21 protein-coding genes and 1 tRNA gene are annotated in these 19398 nt (G+C 60.5%); 9 read left to right on the plus strand and 13 right to left on the minus strand.

All coding sequences use genetic code 11. The annotated features are described in order from the left end of the window. Nucleotides 1–310: 310 nt before the first annotated feature. Nucleotides 311–451: a DUF1127 domain-containing protein gene (locus A9K68_RS16780; RefSeq protein WP_023802557.1), complete on the minus strand. Its 141-nt coding sequence runs from the start codon at nt 449–451 to the stop codon at nt 311–313. 54 nt (nt 452–505) lie between these two features. Then, complete coding sequence (locus tag A9K68_RS16785) at nt 506–646, minus strand: DUF1127 domain-containing protein (RefSeq protein ID WP_006335194.1); 141 nt, start codon at nt 644–646, stop codon at nt 506–508. 237 nt (nt 647–883) lie between these two features. Between A9K68_RS16785 and A9K68_RS16790 the strand changes: the two genes are divergently transcribed. The 3 genes from A9K68_RS16790 to A9K68_RS16800 are packed head-to-tail and all read left to right on the plus strand — an operon-like array spanning nt 884 to nt 4069. Next, entirely contained in the window at nt 884–1999 is a 1116-nt protein-coding gene (locus tag A9K68_RS16790) for a DUF2157 domain-containing protein (protein WP_065007810.1), read from the plus strand. Further along, nucleotides 1996–2577: a GDYXXLXY domain-containing protein gene (locus A9K68_RS16795; RefSeq protein WP_065007778.1), complete on the plus strand. Its 582-nt coding sequence runs from the start codon at nt 1996–1998 to the stop codon at nt 2575–2577. The genes A9K68_RS16790 and A9K68_RS16795 overlap by 4 nt, the downstream gene beginning before the upstream one ends. Nucleotides 2578–2629: 52 nt before the next feature. After that, nucleotides 2630–4069 (plus strand): aromatic amino acid lyase, encoded by a 1440-nt coding sequence (locus A9K68_RS16800; RefSeq protein WP_246811170.1) that lies wholly within the window; start codon nt 2630–2632, stop codon nt 4067–4069. Here the strand turns inward: A9K68_RS16800 and A9K68_RS32305 are convergent. Both A9K68_RS32305 and A9K68_RS16805 read right to left on the minus strand, forming a co-directional pair. Beyond that, the gene (locus A9K68_RS32305) at nt 4066–4197 is read right to left on the minus strand and encodes a hypothetical protein (protein ID WP_280950420.1); all 132 of its coding nucleotides are present in this window, start codon (nt 4195–4197) and stop codon (nt 4066–4068) included. The two genes, A9K68_RS16800 and A9K68_RS32305, sit on opposite strands and share 4 nt — an antisense overlap. A gap of 239 nt (nt 4198–4436) precedes the next feature. Continuing rightward, nucleotides 4437–4519, minus strand: a tRNA-Leu gene (locus A9K68_RS16805). A 485-nt stretch (nt 4520–5004) separates the two neighbouring features. Here A9K68_RS16805 and A9K68_RS16810 point away from each other — a divergent pair. After that, nucleotides 5005–5799 (plus strand): hypothetical protein, encoded by a 795-nt coding sequence (locus A9K68_RS16810; protein WP_065007779.1) that lies wholly within the window; start codon nt 5005–5007, stop codon nt 5797–5799. Between the two features lie 554 nt (nt 5800–6353). Then, nucleotides 6354–7826: a trigger factor gene (tig, locus tag A9K68_RS16815; protein ID WP_065007811.1), complete on the plus strand. Its 1473-nt coding sequence runs from the start codon at nt 6354–6356 to the stop codon at nt 7824–7826. A gap of 79 nt (nt 7827–7905) precedes the next feature. Here tig and A9K68_RS16820 read toward each other — a convergent pair whose 3' ends face one another. Continuing rightward, complete coding sequence (locus A9K68_RS16820) at nt 7906–8232, minus strand: hypothetical protein (RefSeq protein ID WP_065007780.1); 327 nt, start codon at nt 8230–8232, stop codon at nt 7906–7908. Nucleotides 8233–8255: 23 nt separating this feature from the next. After that, a complete protein-coding gene (locus A9K68_RS16825; protein WP_065007781.1) occupies nt 8256–9143 on the minus strand; it encodes an alpha/beta hydrolase in 888 nt (295 codons plus the stop codon). 286 nt (nt 9144–9429) lie between these two features. Here A9K68_RS16825 and A9K68_RS16830 point away from each other — a divergent pair, with 286 nt between their 5' ends. The 3 genes from A9K68_RS16830 (at nt 9430) to A9K68_RS16840 (ending at nt 12043) form a co-directional block, all read left to right on the plus strand. Then, a complete protein-coding gene (locus A9K68_RS16830; protein WP_065007812.1) occupies nt 9430–9810 on the plus strand; it encodes a cytochrome c family protein in 381 nt (126 codons plus the stop codon). Between the two features lie 63 nt (nt 9811–9873). Then, nucleotides 9874–10821, plus strand: a complete 948-nt coding sequence (locus A9K68_RS16835) for a heme o synthase (RefSeq protein ID WP_065007782.1) — start codon at nt 9874–9876, stop codon at nt 10819–10821. A 403-nt stretch (nt 10822–11224) separates the two neighbouring features. Continuing rightward, nucleotides 11225–12043, plus strand: coding sequence for a DUF2189 domain-containing protein (locus A9K68_RS16840; RefSeq protein WP_065007813.1), 819 nt, complete (start codon nt 11225–11227; stop codon nt 12041–12043). Nucleotides 12044–12098: 55 nt separating this feature from the next. On the opposite strand, the gene A9K68_RS16845 is transcribed toward A9K68_RS16840, so the two are convergent. The 6 genes from A9K68_RS16845 to coxB all read right to left on the minus strand — a co-directional run bounded on the left by A9K68_RS16845 (nt 12099) and on the right by coxB (nt 17296). Next, on the minus strand, nt 12099–12572 hold the full coding sequence (locus A9K68_RS16845; protein WP_065007814.1) for an aminoacyl-tRNA deacylase: 474 nt from the start codon (nt 12570–12572) through the stop codon (nt 12099–12101). A 186-nt stretch (nt 12573–12758) separates the two neighbouring features. Beyond that, complete coding sequence (locus tag A9K68_RS16850) at nt 12759–13163, minus strand: cytochrome C oxidase subunit IV family protein (protein WP_065007783.1); 405 nt, start codon at nt 13161–13163, stop codon at nt 12759–12761. 25 nt (nt 13164–13188) lie between these two features. Next, complete coding sequence (locus A9K68_RS16855) at nt 13189–13911, minus strand: heme-copper oxidase subunit III family protein (protein WP_065007784.1); 723 nt, start codon at nt 13909–13911, stop codon at nt 13189–13191. 13 nt (nt 13912–13924) lie between these two features. Beyond that, nucleotides 13925–14629, minus strand: a complete 705-nt coding sequence (locus tag A9K68_RS16860) for a cytochrome c oxidase subunit 3 (RefSeq protein ID WP_065007785.1) — start codon at nt 14627–14629, stop codon at nt 13925–13927. Continuing rightward, entirely contained in the window at nt 14626–16395 is a 1770-nt protein-coding gene (ctaD, locus tag A9K68_RS16865; protein WP_065007786.1) for a cytochrome c oxidase subunit I, read from the minus strand. The genes A9K68_RS16860 and ctaD overlap by 4 nt, the downstream gene beginning before the upstream one ends. Before the next feature lie 85 nt (nt 16396–16480). Then, on the minus strand, nt 16481–17296 hold the full coding sequence (coxB, locus tag A9K68_RS16870; RefSeq protein ID WP_065007787.1) for a cytochrome c oxidase subunit II: 816 nt from the start codon (nt 17294–17296) through the stop codon (nt 16481–16483). Nucleotides 17297–17753: 457 nt separating this feature from the next. On the opposite strand from coxB, the gene A9K68_RS16875 reads away from it, so the two are divergent. Beyond that, nucleotides 17754–18278, plus strand: a complete 525-nt coding sequence (locus A9K68_RS16875; protein WP_065007815.1) for a hypothetical protein — start codon at nt 17754–17756, stop codon at nt 18276–18278. 29 nt (nt 18279–18307) lie between these two features. Here A9K68_RS16875 and A9K68_RS16880 read toward each other — a convergent pair whose 3' ends face one another. Continuing rightward, nucleotides 18308–19216 carry a LysR family transcriptional regulator gene (locus A9K68_RS16880; protein ID WP_065007788.1) on the minus strand — a complete coding sequence of 303 codons (909 nt, stop codon included), beginning with the start codon at nt 19214–19216 and terminating at the stop codon, nt 18308–18310. Nucleotides 19217–19398 lie beyond the last annotated feature (182 nt).

A 19398-nucleotide genomic window follows, 5' to 3' on the forward strand; every position in this document is an offset into this window, starting at 1 on the left:
GAGGAGGTCCGGCGGGTGTCGTTTTGCTGGCCGATCCTCGGGAGGAGGTGAAGATCGACCGTATTCGTCATCGCCGGGGAGGAGGTCGGCTTTGACGAAATTCCTTTCGCCTGATGAAGGGGGCGAAACCCCTGGGGACGAAATTCGTTTCGCCCTGGGACGAAATTTGTTTCGCCTTGGGGAAACAACGCCCGCCGCGGGAGGAGGGTGCGGCGGGCGCCATTTTTGTGGTCAAACCCTCGGGAGGAGGTGAAGGCTGACCGTATTCGTCAGGGTTGGGGAGGAGGTCAACCCTGGCGAAATTCCTTGACTAGATCGCCTTGCGGGCGATGCTCTTGATCTCTTCGCGGACGATGCCGAGGTCATGCAGCTGGCGGTTCGAAAGGCGACCCAGCTCGGTAACCGTCGAGCGATAAACGCGCCAGTTACGATAGTTGCGGATCAGGTTCATTGTCGTTCTCTTTTCAAGTCAAACTGGTTCGGACCATTTGCGGTCCGAAGAGGATTAGACCGCCTTGCGGGCGACGTAGTGGATGTCGCTGCGGCTGATGCCGAGGTCGGTCAGTTCGCGGTTGCTCAGGCGGCTCAGCTCGGAAACGGTGTCCCGGTAGCGGCGCCAGTTGCGGTAATTGCGGATCAGGTTCATGGTATTTCTCGTTTCGTCTTTCTTTCGGATCATTCCGTCTTTGTGTACGACCTGAAGATAGGTGGGGTCATATCGATTTAAAACCGCTATTGGTGCATAGCAGCAATGCAAATTGTGCAATGCACCATCACCGCCAAATCACGTCTTCGACACAGATTAACCCGAATCGGAAAATGCCGTAGCGTCAACGGTTTGGCCGGAGCGGCTGAAAAAAAGACCAAGCTGGGGGAGAAAGGCATGGCGAGCTATTCGTCACGCGTCAGGACCGATATCGCGCGATGGCTGCAGGTTGGCCTGATCGATGCCTCGACGGCCGACGCGCTGACGCGCGACGTCGAGGCCAATGAGCGCAAATCACTGAGCTTCGGCTCGATCCTGGCGACGATTGCGGCGCTGCTTTTTGGTGCGGCCGTCCTGATCTTCGTCGCCGCCAATTGGCAGGCCATCCCGCGGCTGGCGCGGGTGGCAGCGCTCTTCGCCATCATCTTCGCCGGGTATGTCGGCGGCGCCGTGCTGAAGACACGCGACCATGCTGCAATGGGCGAGGCACTCTGGATCGTCGCCGCGGCGGCATTCGGGGGATCGATCGCGCTCATCGGCCAGATGTACCATTTGTCCGGCGACGAGGCATCGGCCTTGATCACCTGGGGCGCTGGCACGGCCTTGGCTGCGGTTGCGCTGCGCTCGAACCCGTTGACAGTCGCTGCTGTCGGCATTGCCGATGCCTGGCTGTTCCTGAAGGGCTTCGATTATTTCAGTCGCGCGGAATTTCCGCATCTTTTCGTCGTCATGGCGAGCGTGTTGTTCGCCATTTCGTTCTGGACCCGCAGCCAGGCGGCGCGCCACCTGATCATCCTGTCGGTCATCTTCTATCTCGTGCTGTTGTTTACGGAATACGAAACACTGCAGGTCGCTGTGCCGCTCGTCGTCGTGTCGGTGCTGCTTTTCTCGGCTGCGATCTTCGCTGCCGAGCCCGTCGACTGGATACTGCAGCTGGGCGGTCGGCTGCCCTTGCACACGCTGGTCGGATTTCTCACCGGCCTGGCGATGATCCAGTTCGAATTAGCCGATTTAAGCAGCTACAACAGCGGCTTCGCCATTGCCTCGGCCGTTGCGCTTGCCGGCATTGTCGCGGCAATCGTGCTGGGCGGACGCGACAGCAGGGGCTTGCGCTGGGTTGCCTATGCCGGCTTCGCCTTCGAACTCGCCATCATCTATGTGGTGATGTTGCAGTCGATGCTCGACACGGCAGGCTTCTTCCTGGCGGCAGCTGTGTTTCTCGGCATCCTTGCCTTTGTCATCCTCCGCGTGGAAAAGCGCATGAGGGCCCCGAGCGTGGAAGGAGCGGCATGATGACCGGTATACGGCTGATCATTTCGGCGGTGGTGCTGGCGCTCGTCCAGATCGGCTTCCTGAGCTGGATCATCGCTGGTCGGGCGGCGATCCTGCGCGACGGCAAGCAAGTGCTGCTTAGGGTCGAACCGATCGATCCGCGCGATATGCTGCGCGGCGACTTCATTCGCCTTGGCTACGATATTTCGCGCATACCGGTGAAGCTGATCGCCAACATTCCAGCCGGCAAGCTCACGAGCGACGACACGCCAATCGTCGTCAGGCTGAAGCAGGGCGCCGACGGCTATTGGCAGGCGACAGCGGCCTGGTTCGGGCACGCGCCGGCGCCGGCAGCATCCGACGAAACCGATATCGTCGGGCATGTGTCCGCGGGGTGGGATCTCAGCGCAGCCACCACCATAGCGCCGGATTACGGCATTGAACGTTTCTACCTGCCGGAAGGCGAGGGAATAGCGATCCAGGACGATATGCGGGTGCGGCCGTTCGGCGTCCGCGTCGCAATCGCAGCCGATGGCGCCGCGCAAATCAAGGCGCTGATGGACGGCGACAAGACGCTGTTCGAGGAACCACTTTATTAGAATTGGCCCGGATTAGAATTGGGAAAGCGTGGCCGCTCGGACAGCATCAAACATGACAACTATCCTGACGACACGAGAAGACATAAATCTCAGCTCTGTTTTCCGCGTCGCCTGGAAGAAAGACACGGTGCAAATCAGCGGCAAGGCTTTGCAGCGCATCGCAGAGTGTCGCGCGTCGTTCCTGCGTCTTATCGAAACCGACCCTGTGCCGGTCATCTATGGCGTAACCACCGCCATGGGAGAACTCGCGAGTAGGCGGCTCGAACTTGGCGAGCGGGATCGCCATGCGCGCATCAAGGCGTTCGCAGCCGCCACATCATTCGGCGAGCCTTTGCCAGATCGCGTGGTGAGGGCGATCGTGCTCGCCCGTCTGACGAATTTCCTCGAAGGAAATGCCGCGACTACACCGCGTATGGCGCTCGCCGTCGCCGCGATGCTGGACGGCGGACCCATGCCCATGGTGCCATCCTGCGGCCAGGGCGGCGCCGGTGAAATCCTCGCTCTTTATCCGCTCTTTGCAGAGCTTTCGACGCGCTTCGACCTGGAAATCAAGGAACGGGGATCCCTGATCAATGGCTCGCCCTGCGCTGCCGCACTCGTGGCCGATGCCGCCTTGGCGGCGCGCCGTCGCGTTCGCCTTGCCGAAAAGGTCTTTGCGCTTTCGATCGAAGCGTTTCGCGCGCCGCTCGAACATTACGATCCGGCGCTCGACGCGCTTTGGGGCGATGAACACGAAGCAGCGGCCCTGCGGGGATTGAGGGAGTTTCTTGCCAGTACCGGCACCGGGCGCCGCAATTATCAGGCGCCGGTCAGCTACCGCATCGTCCCTCGCATTCTGGGGCACGCGCATCGCGCGCTGGCATCGGCGGAGCGGGCGGCCACTGTGTCGCTCGCCTCGATATCAGACAACCCGGTCTACATACCGCCTGGCGACGGGCATCCGCTCGGGCGCTGCATCAGCACGGGCGGCTATCACAATGCCATCGCAACACCCGCCCTGGATGATCTGGCAGCGATATGGGCCGATATCTGCCTCTTATGCGACCGCCACGCCTCGAAGCTTTTGAACGGCAAGGTGTCGCTCCTGCCCGATCTGCTTTTGACGGGGCGGGATTGGAGTGACAGCGATGGTCACGGCAATGTCGGCTATGTGCCGATGGCGATCACGGGCTATCTGGAGCAGGCTAAACTCGCGGCGCAGCGCACCTTCATCCCGGGAACCGAATCGGCCGGCGCCGGCCAGGACGATGTAGCGACGACGGTGTTCCTCGCCTGGACGAAGGAAGCACGCACCGGCCGCTGCCTCGATGCCGCAAGCGCGTGGCTCCTCCGGCGCTTCAGTCGTTCGTCGCGGATATCAGAAGCATCGTGCCGCCAGTCGGCGGGGATCGCGTGCTGGGACCTGAACTTGCTAATTTGGCCGAATTGTTCACCCGCCAGGTCTTTGAGGAGTAAGCGGTCTGGAGTTTCACGATGCCCAAATGGCGGCTAAGACCAGAACGGGCCGAGGATGAACACGGCCATTAGGGCAACAAAAAGCACAGCGATGATCACGGCGCCCCACATGAAGACCTTTCCGGTGCCGCGTTTCTCTTCCTCGCGAGATAGGTCTTTCGCCATCGCACGCATCCTTTTGTGAAGGTCGATGACTTAGCAACGTGTTTTGCCGAGGCTGGTTCCCGGCAGTCATCTTGAGCAGGATCAGCTTTCGCAAGGGCCAATTGATGCTCTGCCGAACAGGTCGCACCTGGGAGAACGGGGCGTTTCCAGGCCTTCTGGCGAAAAACTTGGTACGATGAAGGGACACGAACCCTACGCTTTCGGCGCTGGAAGCTTAATCCACTTTTCTAGGGGAGCAGTGGTGCGGGTAGAGGGACTCGAACCCCCACGTTCTCACGCCAGAACCTAAATCTGGTGCGTCTACCAATTCCGCCATACCCGCTGGCTTTGTGTCACCGTAACACGTCTATGTCACAAGCTGTGTCATAAGTTCAAGACTTAGATTTTCGAGGTTTTTCGGCCCCCGCGTGCCGTCTATGCCAGTCGCCTGGGCAATTCCCCTGTCGGTGGACCGTGGACTTCACGCCGCGCCACGCGTCGGCATCGCCTCGAACTGACGGATCATATTCAGGGTTTCTTGCAAAGCTGTCGGCCAAGATGAGCATCAGATGGTGCCATAGGCGGCCACGGCGCGGATCTCCCGTCCAAAGTAGGCGACGGCGGCGGGAACGAACTCATCGGCGGTCGGTCTTTCTGCCTGGGAATGTATTCACAATTCTTTCAAATTGATTCGGAATTTTTTGCTACCCGTAAGTCACGATCGTAAACAAATTCCGGGTAAGCAAATTCAAAAACTCTCTGAGTTCGTTGTCGCCAAAGTAGCAGGCTTTGAAACTGCTGCTGAGGTAACTACCAAAGGAGAGTGTCATGGCAAATGTCGTTAAGCGTTTCGCCACAGCTTTGGCCGGTGGTGCAATTGTTGTATCTCTGTCTTTACCCTCCAGCGCCGGCGGCATTAGCGTCGGCGCCGGCGCATCGGTTGGCGGCAGTGGCGGCGTAAACGCCGGTCTTGGCGCCTCGATCGGCGGCAGTGGCGGCATCAATGCGGGAGCCGGAGCCTCGATCGGCGGAAGCAACGGGGTGAATGCAGGAGCCGGTACATCGATCGGCGGTAGCGACGGGGTGAATGCCGGTGCCGGTGCAGCGATAGGCGGCAAGAAACGCATTACCGCGGGTGTCGCCGCTTCGATCGGCGGTAGCGGCGGAGTGAATGCCGGTGCCGGTGCAGCGATAGGCGGCCGAAGCGGGGTGAATGCCGGCGCCGGTGTATCGATTGGCGGCAGCAAGGGCATTACCGCTGGTGCCGGCGCCAATATGGGCGGCACCGGGGGTATAACTGCTGGTGCAGGCGCAAGTGTCGGCGACACCAGGGGTGTAACTGTCGGCTTAGGTGCCGATGGTGGCGGCACTGGTGGTGTCGCCCGGGGTGCCGGTGTAGGCGTTGCAGGTGCAAGCCTTCTGGGTACACCGGGCACTCCTGGAACGCTGGGAACTCTTGGAACAGCCCGGGCGCCGAGCACTTCCAGCGTGCCGAGCGTGGTCTCGCAGTTGTCCAGCAGCCAACTGACTCGCATGAAGAAGCGTTGCGTCGACGTGCTCGGGAGCGGCGGCACGTACGATCGCGACCTACGTGAGCTTTGCTTGCTGATCGCACGCCGTTGAGGAGTCTGTTGCGCAAACGGGAGTATCGCATCCGCCGTGGAGGCTTTTGACAATACCCTCCTGGCCTCGCGGCCGGCCCGCCACTCGCAACGTGGCGGGCTTCTCTGCGTCAGGATCGCTGTGCTGAGCCATCATTCTGTCAATGTCGCCGTCAAAATAGGGGCCGTTCGCCGGCGCATGATCCCGAAAATCGAAAATCGATTTTCGGAAAGGATCGCGCGCCAAAATGAAAGTCCTACAGCGTCCTTTGCGCGCGTCCAAGACGACCCGCGGCGCTGTAGATGCGAAGATGGTTGAAAATTAGCCTCGCCTGTGACAAAAGGCGTGTCGAATGTGACGGGATGCGACGATCCGCTTCTGCAGAATGTGATAAGAAGTAGGAAAAACAAAGACTTATTCACATTTTGGAGCGTATTTCTGAAGGATTTGAGCCGCGTTGGGCGGACAGATCGCCAAGTCCCGCACCAAAAGCCATTCCCGGCAAGATAATACCGGCAGGCTGTAAACGGCAGGAGCCGTTTGGCTGCCTCATTGGTGGAAACAAAGGTTCTATGATGCAGGTCACCGAAACGCTCAACTCCGGTCTCAAGCGCGAGATCAAGATCACCGTGCCGGCGGGTGACATGGAAGCCAAGCTGATGGCGCGGCTTTCCGATGCCAGGAACAAGGTCCGTATCAACGGCTTCCGCCCCGGCAAGGTGCCGGTGCAGCACCTGCGTAAGGTCTACGGCAAGTCGTTCATGGCCGAGGTGGTCAACGAGATCCTCAACGATTCGACCCGTTCGATCATTACCGGGCGCGGCGAAAAGGCCGCCATGCAGCCCGAAGTGATCATGACCGAGGACGAGAAGGAGGCCGAGAAGATCCTGGCCGGCGGCGCAGACTTCGAGTTCCGCCTGAACTACGAGATCATTCCGCGGATCGAGATCAAGGATTTCTCCGACATCAAGGTGACGCGTCAGGTGTTCGACGTGCCGGATTCGGAAATCGACGAGCAGGTCCAGCGTGTCGCCGAATCGGCGCGCACCTATGAGCCGAAGGCCGGCAAGGCCGCCGAAGGCGACCGCGTGACGATCGACTATGTCGGCAAGATCGACGGCGAAGCCTTCAGCGGCGGCGCCGGCACGGACCAGCCGCTGGTGCTCGGCTCCAAGGAATTCATTCCCGGCTTCGAGGATCAGCTCATCGGCAGCAAGGCCGGTGACGAGACGCAGGTCACGGTCACGTTCCCGGAAAACTACCAGGCGGCGCATCTGGCCGGCAAGGAAGCGACCTTCGACGTCACAGTCAAGGAAGTCTCCAAGCCCGGTGCGTTGGAAATCAACGACGAAATGGCCAAGAATCTCGGCCTGGAGTCGCTGGAGCGCCTGCGTGAAGTGGTGCGCGGCCAGATCGAGAACCAGTTCGGTTCGATGACGCGCCAGAAGATCAAGCGCCAGCTGCTGGACCAGCTCGATGCCGCCTACTCGTTCGAGGCACCGTCGAAGCTCGTCGAGGCCGAGTTCAACAACATCTGGAACCAGGTCAACCGCGATCTGGAAACCGCCGGCCGCACCTTCGCCGACGAGGAGACGACGGAGGAAGAGGCGCGCGCCGAATATATGCGGCTTGCCGAGCGCCGCGTGCGTCTCGGCCTGGTTCTCGCCGAAATCGGCGAGAAGGCGGGCGTGACGGTGTCGGACGACGAATTGCAGCGTGGCCTGTTCGAGCAGGTGCGCCGCTATCCGGCCAACCAGCAGCAGGAAGCCTTCGAATTCTACCGCAGCAACCCCGAAGCGCTGAACACGCTGCGCGCGCCGATGTTCGAGGAGAAGGTGGTCGATCATCTCCTCGGCCAGATCTCCGTCACCGACGTTAAGGTCAGCAAGGAAGAGTTGATGGCCGACGACGAGGACACCGAGACGGCCAACGCGAAGCCGGCGAAGAAAGCCGCCGCGAAGAAGGCCGACGCCAAGCAGGCCGACGATACGGAAGAGCCCAAGAAAAAAGCCGCGCCGAAGAAGAAAGCCGCCAAAGACGCGGAATAACACGGCATTCTGCGAATTGTGAAAGGCCGCCCACGAGGCGGGCCTTTTTCGTTGCTGCCGACGTCGTAAGGCCGCCGCCCTAGTCGCGAGGCAATTGACTGACGAGGATCCGCATCACGGTCACTCGCCTGGGCAGTTCAATGAGAAACTCTTCGTCACGCGGCAGGTGGTGGATCTTGTGCGGGTCGCCGCCGGTGAAGCTCGCCATGGCTTCGACGTCTGGCCAGTACGAGATGGTCACGAACTCCGTTTCTTCTTCGCGATCTTCGCGAAACAATTGCAAGCCAAGTGCCTTCTCCTGAAGCGGCGGAATGCCTTCGCGGCGTAAATAGAGCTCGTAGGCGTCTGCCAGATCACGGCGTGTCCTTCCCCGCCAGATCCGGGCAATTGTGGCGTTGTCGGTCATGAAGTGCTCCTCTGTGCGGGCGGTTAATGCAGGACCTCGCCGAGGAACCGCCGCACCAGCGGCAGGGCGACCTCGAAATGGGTCTCCAGCAGCCAGTGTCCGGCGTCGTTCAGCAAATGCAGCTCGGCCTCGGGGAGATCGCGCAGATAGGCGCGCGCTGCCGGCTCAGGCATGTATTCGTCCTTCGGTCCCCAAAGGATCAATGCCGGCGGCCGCTGCTCGCGCAGGTATCCCTGGTAACGAGGGAACCAGTCGAGATTAGCCTTGAGCTTCTCCATCAGTCCGACTGAAAGCGCACGGCGCACAGGCGTATCCATCAGCGGCCAATGCAATTTCCACAGATCGGCCGGGACGCGTCGAGCGACGTCGTCATCGACTTCGCCTACGAACTCGGCGCGAAAGCCGTCCTCGCTCACCGCCTTTTCGAGCGGCGCGCGGTTCGCTGGTGAAGGATCCCGCCAGAAACGTCGGATCGTTTCGTATTTGGGGCCAAGAGCATCCGCGTAGATGTCGCCATTCTGGATGATGAGGGCCCTGATCCGCGATGGATGCGCTATGGCGTGCCGCAGGCCGATCTGTGAGCCGTAGTCGTGCAGCCACAGCGCGTAGCTGCCGAGCCCCAGCGCGTCGGTGAACCGCTCCAGAAAAGTGGCGTAAGCGTCAAAATCATAACCGAACCGTGCCGGATCGGGAGTTCCACTATAGCCAAAGCCGGGGAAGTCTGGCGCAACCGTCCGCCACCGATCGGCGAGCGCCGGCATCAGCCGGCGATATTGGAAGGATGAGCAGGGATAACCATGCGGAAGCAGCAACACCGGCGCGGCTTCAGGGCCTGCCTCTCTGTAAAAGACCGTGTCGCCATCGATCGTGAGGGTGCCGTGGCGCACCTCCAGGACGCTCCCGTCGTTCATGGACGCTTCTCTAATCTTTGATCTTCCAGATGCTTAACCGTAGCTGGTCTAACGCCTTTACGCGGTATGCGTTCCGACCGCGCCCCGACGCCGCTCGAGCCGCTTCGGGGGCAATCTGGCTGGTCGACTTCTTCTATCTGCCGGCCAGATTCTGTGGTATGTAGATGCCGCAATTCCATGCGGGGGACGCGGATATTCCGCTCTGTTCGTGCAAGGGGCGCATGCCGGCGAAAGTCTGCGCGCGCAGATCGTCCAAGGCAGATTTGGCGATCGGGGAGGAAATGCCATGCGTGCAATCGCGTTTTTCGCTACCGTATCCGTTGCGACGTTTATCACGAGCCAATCTCAGGCACAGGATGCCGCCGCGGGTGAGAAGGTCTTCGCCAAATGCAAGGCCTGCCACGTCGTGGACAAGGACACGAACAAGATCGGTCCGTCGTTGAATGGTGTTATCGGCCGGACGGCCGGCACGCATCCGGGGTTCAAGTATTCCAAACCCATGACCGAGGCGGGTGCATCCGGCGTCAAATGGGACGACGCCACGCTGACAGACTATCTTCGCGATCCCAAGGCTAAGATCAAAGGTACGAAGATGGCGTTTGCCGGCCTCAAGAAGGACGAGGACCTTGCCAACGTCATCGCCTACCTGAAGCAATTCTCCAAATGACCCGGTTCTTCAGCCGGCCGATGGGCCGGCCAGATTGCCTGCCCCAATCGGTGGTCACCTGAAATGTCGGCTCGGGAAAGCGGCCTCAAGGATACTGGTATCCGCATCTCGGAAGCGACAGTCAGCGATTTCTTCGCGCTTCTGAAACCACGCGTCATGGCGCTTGCTGTTTTTACCGCTTTCGTCGGGCTGATGGTGGCGCCTGGGGCGATAAATCCGGTCATCGCCGTGATTGCAATTGGTGCAATTGCGGTTGGAGCGGGAGCGGCCGGGGCACTCAACATGTGGTACGATGCCGATATTGATGCGCTGATGTCGCGCACATCAAAGCGGCCGGTCCCGTCAGGCCGGGTCATGCCAGGCGAAGCTCTCGGCTTTGGCCTGGTGCTTTCCGTGCTTTCGGTCATGACGCTCGGCGTGCTGGTGGGGTGGCTTGCCGCATCGCTGCTGGCCTTCACCATCTTCTTCTACGTCGTCATCTACACGATGTGGCTGAAACGCTCGACGCCGCAGAATATTGTCATAGGCGGCGCCGCGGGTGCCCTTCCTCCGGTGATCGGATGGGCGGCGGCCACCGGCGCCGTCGGGGCTGAAAGTCTCATCCTGTTTCTGATCATTTTCCTCTGGACGCCGCCGCATTTCTGGGCGCTAGCGCTGTTCAAGATCGGCGACTATGCTGCCGCCGGCATTCCCATGATGCCGAACGTGGCCGGCCAGGCTTCGACCAGAAAACAAATCTTCGCCTATTCACTGATCCTGGCACCAATCGGCGTGCTCCCTTGGGCTTTTGGATTCGCGAGCGGATTGTACGGACTCGCTTCGGCCGCATTGGGCGCGGGTTTCATCTGGCATGCCTGGAAGCTTCTGATCGACAAAAGGTGGCTTGAAGGGTGGGAGATGAAACGCGCAAAGGCGCTGTTTGCCTATTCGATTTTCTATCTTTTCGCGATCTTTGCCGTGCTGCTTGCCGATACCATTGCAATGCGTATCGTCATGTCAGCCGGAAATTGACCTGCCTCGTGGTTGCATCGAATCCGGATTCTTGGATTGCTTGCCGGGTTGAGACGGCCAATCGGCGATTGCTGAACGAGGTCCGCCCCCGAACCTGCTCAAACCTCACGTTGGCACTGCGCAGAACCCCAGCAACAGCAGAATAACTACGCCAAGGCCGAGCATGAGAACGGTCTTTCCATCCATGACCTTCACCCTTCAACCCGGCTTGGAGAATATCGAAGAAAGGCCATTAGAGCTAGCCGGATCACCGGAGCCGTCCCCTTAGACAAAGAACGGCGACAAATCCCATGCAAGAGCGTATGTTGACCATGGTGCAGGTCGCGGTTTTGCGTGGCCAGTTACGCTGAACGGCAGCACCGTGGAATCGCGACCTTACCGGACCTGGTCTGGAGGAATGGTCATGGCAAGTTTTCACGTGATTGCAGGCGCCAGCGAGACGCTGGAGCACACCAGAATTCGAAAGATCGGCGTTTCCGACCTTTTCGACGCGCTCAAGCGAGGGGTCGACGATTTTATGGTCAAACCGTCGCATATCGTTTTCCTCTGCCTGATCTATCCGCTTGTCGGCGTCGTGCTCGCTGTCTGGACGTCGGGCAACAATGCGTTGCCGCTGTTGTTTCCCCTGGTGTCAGGTTTTGCGCTGATCGGTCCATTCGCGGCGATCGGGCTGTATGAGATCAGCCGCAGGCGGGAAGCCGGACTCGACGCCTCCTGGGGCCACGCTTTCGAGGTCAGGAATTCTCCGGCGCTGCCGGCCATCGCGGCGGTCGGGATCATGCTGCTTGCGATCTTCATCGCCTGGCTTTTGACCGCGCAGATATTTTACCAGCAGGTGTTCGGCCCGGCCCCGCCGGAATCGCTCTCCAGCTTCATCAGTGAAATATTCGCCACCGGACGCGGCTGGACGCTGATTATCCTGGGCCACGCCATCGGCTTCGTCTTCGCCGCGGTCGTATTGTGCACCACGGTCGTCGCGTTTCCGTTGTTGCTCGACCGCGACGTCGGCGCCTATGAAGCCATCCACACCTCGGTGCGCGTGGTCCTGGCGAACCCGATCGTGATGGCAGTGTGGGGCCTGATCGTCGCCGTCGCCCTGATCATAGGCTCGCTGCCGGTGTTTGCCGGGTTGGCGGTCGTGCTGCCGATCCTCGGTCACGCCACCTGGCACGTCTATCGCAAAGTTGTGGAATCGCCGGCTTCCACCAAACCGGCGAGCTGAAAAAATCCTGCCTTGCCGCACCGGCGAGGGCGCCGGTACGGCAAGGGCTGAGCCTTCAGTAAGCCGGGTAGCTAAAGCGGGCTTGTTGTGCATCGCTGGTCAGGTTGCGGAAATCCTTGCCGCTGACATGCACGAGCGTCCTGTGGTCACCGCCCTCGAAATAGATGTCAGCGGCATTGCCTAGGCTTTCATCGAGGATCACCGGCACATCGTAGGCCGCGCCGATCGGCGGGATGGCGCCGGTGTCGCAATCCTCGAAGAGCGAAACCACCTCATCTTCGGAGGCGAGTCCGATGCGCTGGTCCATGACGTCCTGCAACGTGCCGAGCTCGATCCTGTGCGTGCTGGGCACCACGGCCAGCGCATAGCCACCGTCGTGGTGAACGACCACCGATTTGGCCATTATGCTGCCGGGCACATGCGCCGCTATTGCGGACTGCCTGCTTGTCGAGGTGCGGTGGTGCTCGACGGTGTCGTAGGAAATTCCTTTCTCGTCGATAAAGTCCTTCAGTCTGTTTGCGATCGTCATCTTGAGCCTCCCTCGCTGGAGTTCGCGACGCATGTGGAGACGAGGGCAATCATTTTGCTTCCGTCGTTTCCCTACCAACAAAAATGGGCCAGCTATCGATTGTTTCAAGGCAACGCAGAGCGGGCCGCAAATGGCATCTCCGGCTCTTGGTGGACATGCTGCCGAAGCCCTGTACCCGGATGCGCGTCAGGGCTCGGCCCCAAAAAACACCGTCCGGGTGAGAAGCGTGTAATCCGATTCGAAGACCATCATTGCCACGAACACCAGCACCAATATCGGCGGCAATATGATCGCATATGTCAGCGCCAGCCGTTCCCAGGCCATGTGCATGAAGACCGCGACGATCAGCCCGGCCTTGAGCATCATGAAGATCAGGATCAGCGACCATCTGAGATAGCCCTGGAGGCCGACATAATCGACCAGATAGGAGCAGGCGCTGAGGATGAACAGCCATGCCCAGACCACCAGATAGAGCTTGATCGGGTGCTCCTGATGAACTTCCGCGGGGGCGGTGCCGATTGCCGCCGGATCATGCGCTTGAGCTCCGTGAAGCGTGTGTTGCGCCAGGCCGTTTGCGGTTACCTCAGCCATATCTGCCTCTCAAAGATGCTGCTTCTCACCAAAGATAGAAGAATGCGAAAATGAATACCCAGACCAGGTCGACGAAATGCCAGTAGAGCCCCATGATCTCGACGTGCTCGTAGCGACCCTTGCGGCTGGTGAAGAAACCAGGCCGTCCCGTGTCGTAATCGCCGCGCCAGACCTTTCGCGCCACGATGATCAGGAAGATCACCCCGAACGTCACATGGGTGCCGTGAAAGCCGGTGATCATGAAGAAGGATGATCCGAACTGCGCCGCACCCCACGGATTGCCCCAGGGCCGTACCCCTTCGGTGATCAGCTTGGTCCATTCGAAGGCCTGCATGCCGACGAAGGTCGCGCCCAGCGCTGCGGTCAAAAGCATGAGGATCGCAGTCTTGCGGCGGTCGTGGCGATAGCCGAAATTCACCGCCATGGCCATCGTTCCGCTGCTCGAGATCAGCACGAAGGTCATGATGGCGATAAGGATCAGTGGAATATTCGAGCCGCCAATGTGAAGGGCAAAGACCTCGCTCGGATTGGGCCACGGCACTCGGGTAGACATGCGCGCGGTCATGTAGGAGAGCAGAAAGCAGCCGAAGATGAAGGTGTCGCTGAGCAGGAAGATCCACATCATGGCCTTGCCCCAGGACACGTTTTTGAACGCGCGCTGATCCGAAGACCAGTCGGCGGCGATGCCTTGCAAGCCCGCCGGCCGCGGCTGTGCTTGGCCAGTATGCGTCAGTGTCGTGTTTGCCATCCGTCCGGCCCTCCTAGGTCAGCAACTGTCGGCAAATCTCGATGAAAGTCGCGGCCCAGCCGGCCAGAAGCGCGAAAATGGCGAGCCAGACGAAAAGCAGGAAATGCCAGTACATGGCGCACAATTCGACGCTGAGGCGAAGCCGCTCCGGCCGTGCTCCGTTCCAGGCGCCGGCAGTTGTTCGGCTCAGACCCACCAGCCCTCCCAGGATGTGCAGGCCATGCATCCCGGTTATCAGGTAGAAAAAACTATTGGCCGGATTGGCGGTCAGCAAGTAGCCGTCGGCGGTCAGTTCCCGCCATGCCACAAGCTGTCCGATCAGGAAGGCAAGCGCGGTGAGCCCGGCCGTGATGAGGCCGAGCCTGACCGTGTCGATTTGGCCCCGGCGCGCAGCGACCGAGGCGCACTGCAGCGCGATGCTGCTCAGGACCAGCACGCCGGTGTTGAACCAGAGCACGCGCGGCAACGGCAGCGCCTGCCAGTCCGACAGCGCCATGCGCATGAAATAAGCGCTGGTGAAGAGTGCAAACAGGCAGCCGACGACGGCGAGGAAGACGCCGAGGCCGATCTTGGCGGTCGGCAACGCCGATCCTTCCTGGCCGATAATATCACCGATGACACCTTGCTCGAGCCATGGCTTGGCCATCAGCCGCTGGTGGGAAAGCCACCATCCGGCAAAGCCGGCGATCACGAGGAGGAAGACCAGAATGACGCTCATGCCGGCTCCCTGGAGGATTCGAAGGAGCCCGGCATGTTTTGCGGGATAAAATCCTCCTTGGCGCCCGGCACGCTGTAGTCATAGGCCCAGCGATAGACGATCGGCAGTTCCTTGCCGAAATTGCCATGGGCGGGCGGTGTTTCCGGCGTTTGCCATTCGAGTGTCGTGGCGCGCCATGGATTGCCGCCGGCCTCGCGGCCGTGGCGAATGCTCCAGATCAGATTGAACAGGAACACGATTTGGGCAAAGCCGACGAGGAACGCCATGATGCTGATGAACGCGTTCAGATCGTGGGCCGATTCGGTCATCACCGTCGTGGCGGTCAGTTCGTGGTAGCGGCGCGGCACGCCCATCAGGCCGATGTAGTGCATGGGAAAGAAAATCAGATAGGCACCGAGGAAGGTGACCCAGAAATGGAACTGGCCCATCGCCTCGTTCAGCATCCGGCCGGTGACCTTCGGGTACCAGTGATAGATCGCCCCGAAGATCACCAGAATCGGAGCGACGCCCATGACCATGTGGAAATGGGCAACGACGAACATCGTGTCCGACAGCGGAACGTCGACGACGACGTTGCCGAGAAACAGTCCGGTCAGCCCGCCATTGACGAAGGTGACGATGAAGGCCAAGGCAAAAAGCATCGGGACGGTGAGGTGGATGTCGCCGCGCCACAGCGTCAGCACCCAGTTGTAGACCTTGATCGCGGTCGGGACGGCAATGATCAAAGTCGTGGTGGCAAAGAAGAAGCCGAAATAGGGATGCATGCCGCTGACATACATGTGGTGCGCCCAGACCACGAAGCTCAGCGCACCGATGCCGACGATGGCCCAGACCATCATCCGGTAGCCGAAAATGTTCTTGCGCGCATGGGTGCTGATCAGATCGGACACGATGCCGAAGGCCGGCAGCGCCACGATGTAGACCTCGGGATGGCCGAAGAACCAGAACAGATGCTGGAAAAGGATCGGGCTGCCGCCGCCGTGCTGCAATTGCTCGCCCATCTCGACGATGGCCGGCATGAAGAAGCTGGTGCCGAGCGCACGGTCGAACAGCATCATCACGCAGGCGACAAACAGCGCCGGGAAGGCGAGCAGCGCCATGACAGTGGCGGTGAAGATACCCCAGACGGTCAGCGGCAGGCGCATCAGCGTCATGCCGCGTGTGCGGGCCTGCAGCACCGTCACGACGTAGTTCAAGCCGCCCATGGTGAAGCCGATGATGAACAGGATCAGCGAGACGAGCATCAGGATGATGCCCCAGTCCTGGCCGCCTGGCGTGCCGGTCATGATCGCCTGCGGCGGGTAGAGCGTCCAGCCGGCGCCGGTCGGTCCGCCGGGCGCAAAGAAGCTCGACGCCAAAACCAGCACGGCGAGCAGGTAGATCCAGTAGCTAAGCATGTTGACATAGGGAAAGACCATGTCGCGCGCGCCGACCATCAGCGGGATCAGGTAGTTGCCGAAGCCGCCCAGGAACAGTGCCGTGAGCAGATAGATCACCATGATCATGCCGTGCATGGTGATGAACTGGTAGTAGGCTTCGGGGCTGATGAAGTCGAACGTGCCGGGGAAGCCGAGCTGCAGCCGCATCAACCAGGACAGCACCAGCGCCACCAGGCCGATTGCCGTGGCCGTCGCCGAATACTGGATGGCGATGACCTTGGCATCCTGCGAAAAGACGTATTTCGTCCACCAGCTGTGCGGATGGTAAAGTTCCATCTCCGCGACTTCGGCCGGCGGTACCGCATCTGCAGGTGTGATATCGACCATAAGAACACTCCGTGCCCTTTTCGACCAGGCTCGACAGTTTCGAGCCCTACCGCAATTTCAACCCACGTCGCCGTCTTCCCGGCGTCTACTCTGCCGAGCCCACCTGCTGGGGGGCCGACAATTGCGCGAAAGTCTGCTGTTCGCCGAGCCACGCCAGATAATCTTCCTGCGTGTCGACCATGACCACGCCATTCATCAACGGGTGCCCCTGGCCGCAAAGTTCGGCGCACAGGACCTGGAAGGTTCCGGTCTTGGTCGGGGTGAACCAGAAATAGGTGACCGAGCCCGGGATCATGTCCATCTTGGCGCGGAATTCAGGGACATAGAAATCATGCAGCACGTCAATCGAGCGGAGCAGCATCTTGACCGGCTTGCCGACCGGCAGATGCAGATCGGCGGCTTCGACGACGACATCGTCCTGGCCGTTGGCATCACTGGCGTTCACGCCCAGGGGATTTTCAGGGCTGACGTTGCGGGTGTCGGATGTGCCGAGCTTGCCGTCCTTGCCGGGCAGGCGGAAACTCCATTGCCATTGCTGGCCGACGACTTCGACCACTGTTGCGTCGCTTGGGACGCTGACGAACTGGTTCCAGACGAACAGGCCGGGAACCAGCATGGCCGTGACCCCGATTGCGGTGACGATCGTCAGCCACCATTCGAGCCGCTTGTTCTCGGGTTCGTATGCCGCCTGGTTCCCTTCCCGATGACGGAAGCGGAAGACGCAATAGGCCATGAATAGGACGACGGCGGCGAAGACGACGCCGGTGATCCAGAAGGTGATGATGATGGTGTTGTCGATATAGTCCCAGTTAGAGGCAATCGGCGTCCACCACCATGGGCTCAGGAAGTGAAACAACACTGAGCCCACAACTACCAAAACGAGTACAAGCGCGACGGCCATATCCCGTTTCCTCCCGGCATTCCAAGGGCGCGAAGCCGCCCCGGGAAATGCCAAATGCATCATAGCTCGATTTCCCGTCGAAATTCTAGTGCGGTCTTCCGGTCAGCCGAAAACGCAATGGCGATGATGCGGAAGAACCCAAGAAGAAGAAGAAGGCTGCAGCGAAGAAAAAGCTGCCAAGGCGCCGAACAACACGGCATTGCGCCGAATTATGAAAGACCGCCCCCAATGCATCCTTTTTCATAGTCGCCTTAAAGCGACGTGCGTCCACTTGGACGCAGAAACTCTGAACGAATTTTCACTGTCTACGAATCGTGCGTCCGAGCATCGATCCCGATTCTCGGACCGATGCGATAAGCGACAGATTCGCGCCCAAGCAGCGGTTGGCGGCTGGCGATACGATGTTTTGATCATTATCTGCGCCGAGTTGCAAAGTGCAGGTTCGTTGGAGGGATCGTTGAAATTATTCGTCGGCATCGGAGGCGCGGTCGCCACGGCGGTCCTCTTCGCCTCGGTCTGCGGTATCGCCCAGGCCGACAGCGTCCTTGACAATTGGCGGTTCGACACCGGCAGCGATGGCCTGGTCACTGCCTCGCTCCATGCTACCAACAAGCTCATCACGGGCGGCGGCACCTTAAGCTACAGCCCGATCCTGACCATTGCCTGTCGGGCGAATGGCGAACCGCGCTGGAGCGAATGGCTGCAGTTGAACGATGCCGTCTCCGCCAGCCGGACCATCACCGTGTCGGTGACCGTCGACAAGGCCAGCAAGGTCAACGAAAGCTGGTCGGTCGGCGCGCGGGGGAGGAGGCTGGTTCGGGATGGTGCCGACGGGATCAGGCGATTGGTTTCCGCAGACCGGCTCCAACTGTCCTGGCGGTTCGGGCTGCTGTCGGGGCGAGGCGAGGCCGATTTCGACCTAGCCGGGTTCAGCGAGGCGGTCGGCCAGATCGCCGGCACCTGCAACACCGAGTTGCCGTGATCGGGATCAGCAGCGCTCGCCTCAACCCACTAAGAAACCCAGTGAGTTATTCCGGCGCAAACGTCTCGAACGCACCCGCGCAGCCAGCGGTGCGCCGGATCGGCATCGAGCCGCGGGTGCCACAAAAGTGAAACCGTGATTTCCGGCAGGGGAACCGGGAGAGGGAAACAGTACATTCCGTCGCGCAGGTTCCCCGTATATCGTTCGGGAACGCTGGCGATCAGGTCCGAGGCGCGCGCCAGAGCCAGAGCTTCCGAAAAACCGCCGACGACCGTCACGATCTCTCGTTTCAATCCTAGCGGCTCAAGCGCGTGGTCGATCGGTCCCCTGTCGAGCCCGCGACGGGAGAGGAGGATGTGCCGGCCGGCCGCATAACGGGCAGGGGTGATCGTCAACTCGCGTAAGGGATGCCCCATCCGCACGACGCCGACGAAACGATCACGGAACAGCGCTTGCGCGCGCACCTCTGGCCCCGTCACCTTTCCGACGACGCCGGTTTCCAGGTCTGCGCTGCCGTCGCGCAGGGGCGTGCTGTCCTTGTCCGGCTTCAGTACGAAACGCAGCCGCACGCCCGGTGCTTGTTCGCCGACGCGCGCAATGAGATCAGGTCCGAAATTCTCAACAAAGCCGTCCTGGTTTCTGAGTGTGAAGGTTCGCACAAGCCGTTTCAGGTCGAGCATCTCAACAGGACGCAGAACGGCTTCGGCGTCCTCCACAAGCTGACCGACGCGCTCGCGGAGCTCGAGGGCCCGGGGTGTGGGAACAAGGCTGCGTCCGGCCCTGACCAACAGCGGATCGCCGATCGTCTCACGCAATCGCGCCAGCGCCCGGCTCATCGCCGACGGGCTAAGCCGCAGCCTCTTGGCGGCGCGTGCCACACTGCCTTCCGTCAGCAGCACATCGAGGGTGACGAGCAGATTGAGATCGGGATGCGGCATAGATGGATCGTAGCATGGTTGGCACGATCTGACATAGCGTCAAACGCAATGATCAAGTGCAAACGATGCGTCTTCAGCCATGTCAAGCAAAGGACTACGTGTCTGCCAGCTCCGTTTCCGGAGCCGCCAGAAAACGGAGTTCATATTGAAGCCAATCGATGCAGGACGGGCAGTCGCCGGAA

The sequence above is a fragment of the Mesorhizobium sp. AA22 genome (assembly GCF_001672375.2).
Lineage (GTDB): Bacteria > Pseudomonadota > Alphaproteobacteria > Rhizobiales > Rhizobiaceae > Mesorhizobium > Mesorhizobium wenxiniae.

What these genes read in the sequence shown, in the direction of transcription:
- ctaD (WP_065007786.1), bottom strand. Translation starts at nt 16,395, where the DNA reads ATGGTCGATATCACACCTGCAGATGCGGTACCGCCGGCCGAAGTCGCG.
- A9K68_RS16825 (WP_065007781.1), bottom strand. Translation starts at nt 9,143, where the DNA reads ATGAACGACGGGAGCGTCCTGGAGGTGCGCCACGGCACCCTCACGATC.
- A9K68_RS16790 (WP_065007810.1), top strand. Translation starts at nt 884, where the DNA reads ATGGCGAGCTATTCGTCACGCGTCAGGACCGATATCGCGCGATGGCTG.
- A9K68_RS16820 (WP_065007780.1), bottom strand. Translation starts at nt 8,232, where the DNA reads ATGACCGACAACGCCACAATTGCCCGGATCTGGCGGGGAAGGACACGC.
- tig (WP_065007811.1), top strand. Translation starts at nt 6,354, where the DNA reads ATGCAGGTCACCGAAACGCTCAACTCCGGTCTCAAGCGCGAGATCAAG.
- A9K68_RS16860 (WP_065007785.1), bottom strand. Translation starts at nt 14,629, where the DNA reads ATGAGCGTCATTCTGGTCTTCCTCCTCGTGATCGCCGGCTTTGCCGGA.
- A9K68_RS16795 (WP_065007778.1), top strand. Translation starts at nt 1,996, where the DNA reads ATGATGACCGGTATACGGCTGATCATTTCGGCGGTGGTGCTGGCGCTC.
- A9K68_RS16830 (WP_065007812.1), top strand. Translation starts at nt 9,430, where the DNA reads ATGCGTGCAATCGCGTTTTTCGCTACCGTATCCGTTGCGACGTTTATC.
- A9K68_RS16800 (WP_246811170.1), top strand. Translation starts at nt 2,630, where the DNA reads ATGACAACTATCCTGACGACACGAGAAGACATAAATCTCAGCTCTGTT.
- A9K68_RS16785 (WP_006335194.1), bottom strand. Translation starts at nt 646, where the DNA reads ATGAACCTGATCCGCAATTACCGCAACTGGCGCCGCTACCGGGACACC.
- A9K68_RS16855 (WP_065007784.1), bottom strand. Translation starts at nt 13,911, where the DNA reads ATGGCAAACACGACACTGACGCATACTGGCCAAGCACAGCCGCGGCCG.
- A9K68_RS16845 (WP_065007814.1), bottom strand. Translation starts at nt 12,572, where the DNA reads ATGACGATCGCAAACAGACTGAAGGACTTTATCGACGAGAAAGGAATT.
- A9K68_RS16810 (WP_065007779.1), top strand. Translation starts at nt 5,005, where the DNA reads ATGGCAAATGTCGTTAAGCGTTTCGCCACAGCTTTGGCCGGTGGTGCA.
- A9K68_RS16835 (WP_065007782.1), top strand. Translation starts at nt 9,874, where the DNA reads ATGTCGGCTCGGGAAAGCGGCCTCAAGGATACTGGTATCCGCATCTCG.
- A9K68_RS32305 (WP_280950420.1), bottom strand. Translation starts at nt 4,197, where the DNA reads ATGGCGAAAGACCTATCTCGCGAGGAAGAGAAACGCGGCACCGGAAAG.
- A9K68_RS16880 (WP_065007788.1), bottom strand. Translation starts at nt 19,216, where the DNA reads ATGCCGCATCCCGATCTCAATCTGCTCGTCACCCTCGATGTGCTGCTG.
- A9K68_RS16840 (WP_065007813.1), top strand. Translation starts at nt 11,225, where the DNA reads ATGGCAAGTTTTCACGTGATTGCAGGCGCCAGCGAGACGCTGGAGCAC.
- A9K68_RS16780 (WP_023802557.1), bottom strand. Translation starts at nt 451, where the DNA reads ATGAACCTGATCCGCAACTATCGTAACTGGCGCGTTTATCGCTCGACG.
- A9K68_RS16850 (WP_065007783.1), bottom strand. Translation starts at nt 13,163, where the DNA reads ATGGCTGAGGTAACCGCAAACGGCCTGGCGCAACACACGCTTCACGGA.
- coxB (WP_065007787.1), bottom strand. Translation starts at nt 17,296, where the DNA reads ATGGCCGTCGCGCTTGTACTCGTTTTGGTAGTTGTGGGCTCAGTGTTG.